Origin of the sequence: Bradyrhizobium sp. (assembly GCF_049798375.1) — a bacterium.
In the GTDB taxonomy this organism is placed as follows: Bacteria; Pseudomonadota; Alphaproteobacteria; order Rhizobiales; family Xanthobacteraceae; genus Bradyrhizobium.
Window position 1 is genome coordinate 1 of sequence record NZ_JBARGP010000734.1, and the last position, 4,290, is coordinate 4,290.

4 protein-coding genes are annotated in these 4,290 nt (G+C 64.1%); 1 reads left to right on the plus strand and 3 read right to left on the minus strand.

The features are described from left to right. The coding region (locus tag WA702_RS28330) for an FAD-dependent oxidoreductase (protein WP_425113847.1) at window positions 1-648 on the plus strand (648 nt) is incomplete at its 5' end. 168 nt (window positions 649-816) lie between these two features. Here WA702_RS28330 and WA702_RS28335 read toward each other — a convergent pair. The 3 genes from WA702_RS28335 to WA702_RS28345 form a co-directional block, all read right to left on the minus strand. Next, a complete protein-coding gene (locus tag WA702_RS28335; RefSeq protein WP_425113848.1) occupies window positions 817-1,521 on the minus strand; it encodes a glutathione S-transferase family protein in 705 nt (234 codons plus the stop codon). Between the two features lie 248 nt (window positions 1,522-1,769). Beyond that, window positions 1,770-3,380, minus strand: a complete 1,611-nt coding sequence (locus WA702_RS28340; RefSeq protein ID WP_425113849.1) for an ATP-binding protein — start codon at window positions 3,378-3,380, stop codon at window positions 1,770-1,772. A gap of 299 nt (window positions 3,381-3,679) precedes the next feature. After that, window positions 3,680-4,290: hypothetical protein (locus WA702_RS28345; protein ID WP_425113850.1), on the minus strand; the 611-nt coding region annotated here is incomplete at its 5' end.

Here is a 4,290-nt window from a genome sequence, read left to right on the forward strand (position 1 = left end):
GCGATGGACTTCCTGCCGCAGCAGAACCGCCGCGTCGGCAACGAGCCGGTTAACGCAACCGACATCCTCGCCGGTGGCAAGCATGTCGTCGTGATCGGCGGCGGCGATACCGGATCTGACTGCATCGGCACCTCGCTGCGCCAGGGCGCGTTGTCGGTGACGCAGCTCGAGATCATGGCCGCTCCCCCGGAGCGCGAGAACAAGGCACTGACCTGGCCGGACTGGCCGCTGAAGATGCGGACCTCGTCGAGCCAGGCCGAGGGCGCCGTGCGCGAATTCGCGGTGCTGACACAGACCTTCACCGGCGAGAACGGCGCGGTGAAGAAGCTCAATTGCGTGCGCGTCGACGACAAGTTCAAGCCGGTCCTCGGCACCGAGTTCGGCATCGCCGCCGACCTCGTACTGCTGGCGATGGGCTTTGTGCACCCGGTGCATGAAGGCCTGCTCAAGAGCCTCGGCGTCGACCTCGACCCGCGCGGCAACGTCAAGGCCAACCTTTCGGACTACCAAACCTCGTTGCCGAAGGTGTTTTCCGCCGGCGACATGCGCCGCGGCCAGTCGCTGGTGGTGTGGGCGATCCGCGAAGGCCGCCTCTGTGCCCAGGCGATCGATACCTTCCTGATGGGCAAGACCGACCTGCCGCGCTGAGCGGCAGGAGGCGCTATTCCCATCGCTGTCGCCCGCGAAGGCGGGCGATCCAGTCTTCCAGAGACGTTAGTGATCTAACCGATAGGCCGCGGCGTACTGGATGCCCGCCTGCGCGGGGCATGACCACCATTTTGTGGTCCAACTTCGTGCTAACTCACGATCGCCGCATCAGCCCAAAAACCGCTCCAGCACCGGCGCGTCCGGCGGCACCTGCGGATTGAACTCGCCGCGATCTGCGAACGCCTTGGCGAAGGCGTCAGACGCCGCCAGTCGCGCGACGTAGCCATCGAACACCTCGCCGTCACACAGGCCATAGGATCGCGCCCACATCACGCCATGGCCGATCATGCAGTCGGCGGCTGAGAAGTGCGCCCCGCAGATAAACCCGCTTTGCCCGAGCCGCGCGGCCAGTTGCGGTTCGACCTCCTCGGCGAACTTCTGCCGATAACGCGCAATCGTTCGGTCGTCCTTCTGCGTCTCCGGCAAAACGTGTTGATGGATGCGGATCTGCCACAGCATCATGTCGATGGCCGCGGCTCCGAAATAGAGCGTCTGCTGATAGTCGATCCGTTCCGGCGACATCGGCGCCGGCGGGGGCGCCAGCTTCCGCTCCGGAAACGCATCAGCCAGGACGGTGAGAATGGCGCCGCTTTCTGCGATCGTCACCAGCGAGCCGTCAGCCATCCTGAATCGGATCAGCGGGACATTGTGATTGGGATTCATCTGCAGATAATCCGGATGATAGCCATCCATGTTGTAGAGGTCGAGGCGATGCACGGTGAAATCGTCATCGACAAGTTCGTGCAGCAGCCATTTGACGCGCGCGCTGCGCGTCAGGGGACAATGATAAAGCTCGATATCGGAAATGCTCACAGCCAATCTCCAGGTCGATCAGACTTCTGCCCAATCATTGGCTGGTAGAGCACGCGGATGTCCGCAGCATGTCGCGTTAGTTGCGATTGTAACCTTGGCGCGGATTCCAAAATAGGCAGCCTGTAGGGTGGGTGGAGCGCAGCGATACCCATCGGGTCTTGCGCAAGAAGGTGATGCCCAAGAAGGTGATGCGGTGTCGCTTCGTTCCACCCATCCTACATTTCAACTACAAATTCCGTGCCGAGACCTCACGTCGCCAGCGCCGTACGGATGCCCCGTGCGAGCTCGGAAGAGAGATAGGGCTTCGGCAGTAGCATCACGCCTGCATCCAGCCGGCCGTGATGCACGATGGCGTTCTCGGTATAGCCGGAGGTGTAGAGCACCTTCAGCCCCGGGCGGCGCTTCACGGCCTCGCTCGCAAGCTGACGGCCGTTCATGCCGCCGGGCATGATCACATCGGTGAACAGCAGGTCGATGTGATCGGAGCCGTCGATGATCGCCAGCGCCTCCACGGCATCGCCGGCCACGAGCGTGCGATAGCCCAGCCGTTCGATCTGCGCCACCACGTAGTCGCGGACCATCACATCGTCCTCGACGATCAGGATAGCTTCATCGCCCTGCTCGCCATCGCGCAAGCCGAATTCGGCGAACGGACCGTCCTCATCCATCTCCGGCGAGGACTCGGCTTGCGGCAAATAGAGCTTCACGGTGGTGCCGTGGCCCTCCTCGCTGTAGATCTTGATGTGACCGTTCGACTGCTTGACGAAACCATAGACCATGGACAAGCCGAGCCCCGATCCCTTTCCGAGCCCCTTGGTCGTGAAGAAAGGCTCGAACACCTTGTCGAGCAGGCTGCCTGGAATGCCCTCTCCGGTATCGCTCACCGCGATCATGACGTAGTTGCCGGGCTGAACGTCGGTGTTCAGGCCGGCATAGCCGGCGTCGAGCACGACATTCTTGGTCTCCAATGTGAGCTTGCCGCCGTCGGGCATGGCGTCGCGCGCATTCAGTGCGAGGTTGAGGATCGCGGTGGAGAGCTGGCTGGCATCGATCAGCACCGGCGCGGCATCGCCGGCCAGCATGGTCTCGATCTCCACCTGCACGCCGAGCGTCGGACGCAGCAGGCCGGCGACATCGGCGAGCAGCGCGTTGATGTCGGTTGAGCGCGGCTGCAGCGGCTGCTGACGGGCAAAGGCAAGCAGGTGCCGGGTCAAATCGGCGCCCCGGGTTGCCGCGGCGCCGATCATGGCGGTGATCTGGGCCAGCAGCGGCCGGTCCTGGACGCCGTCGCTCAGCATCTCAATTGAGCCGGTGATCACGGTCAGAATGTTGTTGAAGTCGTGCGCGACGCCGCCGGTGAGCTGGCCGATCGCTTCCATCTTCTGCGCCTGCCGCACCTGCGCCTCGGTGGCCTCCATTTCCTGGAAGCGCTGGACCATGGCTTCCGCCTTGTGGCGTTGCCGGGTCTCCTCCTCCAGCGCCGCATAGGCCTGCTGCAGCTGGACGCGTGTCGAGATCGTCAGGAGACGCGGCAGTCCGATCAGCACGGGAGCGCCGATCAGCACCGACATCAGCGCCAGCAGTCCTTTGACGACGGCCTCGGCAGCATAGGCCGGCGTCCAGACCGTGATGATCGAGAGCGCGCAGCTCACCGCGCCGAGCAGTGCGAACACACCCAGCCCGCCCATCAGCGCAACGAACACCGGCATCATGTCGGCGTGGCGGCGCCACAGGAAGATCGCGACCACGAAGGTCATGGCAAGGAATGCGCAGCCAAGCACAGCTTCGGATGTCACATCGAACCAGATCGATCCCGGCTGCCATTGCAGGCAGGTGCCCTGCGGGCTCAGCGTCGACATTTCCGGAATATCTCCAAGCAAAGACGGCGCCAGCGCGGTCCATCGACTCGCTGTGGCGCTGACACAAAACGGAGCAGATCATTCAGGTTTCCGTTCAGCGCGCAAGCATGAGGCAGCGCAGAGATGTTGCTGGAGCCGATGCGACGGTGCACGTGGCGACGGCGCGTGGCTCTGCAGCCTAAATTGCTGCGGGCGATCACAACCACGGCGCGCACCGGCCTTGGTCAACGCGGGCAAGATGGCGATCTGTCGACGCACGTGCAGGACTGCCCTGACCGGGGCGCGGAACTTATTGGCGCCTAAGACTGTTCGTAAAAAAGGACCGATCTTAAAACACTGTTCTCAAAAGTCGTGCGTGGCATTGCCGGCTGTTCCGACCGCCCTTCCGCCAGGTGGAGAACAACATGAGAATGTTCGGCAGACAGGCTGGGTTGATGATCGCCGCGATCTTCGCAACCGCGGTTGCAGGCCTCGCGCTGACTGACCTGGCGCAAGCGGCCCCAGGGCGCGGCGGCGGTGGCGGCGCACCCCATGGAGGCGGTGGCGGTGGTTTCCACCCCGGCGGTGGCGGCGGTGGTTTTCATCCCAGCGGTGGTGGCGGCTTCCACGGTGGCGGAGGCGGCTTCCACCCTGGTGGAGGTGGCTTCCATCCAGGCGGCATGGGTGCCGCCGGAGCTTTTCACGGCGGCGGCTTTCATCCCGGCGGCGGCGGACCGCGTGGCGGCTTTCATGCCATGCACGCTGCACCGGGCGGTGGACGGCACGGATTTGCAGGTCATGCCCCATCCGGCCGCAGCTTCGCAGGCCACAATGCGCCGGGCCCTGGTCATGCGCCGGCCGGCATCGCTGCCGGCAATCGCGTGGTGCAGACCAGCCACGCCGTTTCCAATCGCGTGATGCAGCGTAACGC

What these genes read in the sequence shown, in the direction of transcription:
- WA702_RS28340 (WP_425113849.1), bottom strand. Translation starts at nt 3,380, where the DNA reads ATGTCGACGCTGAGCCCGCAGGGCACCTGCCTGCAATGGCAGCCGGGA.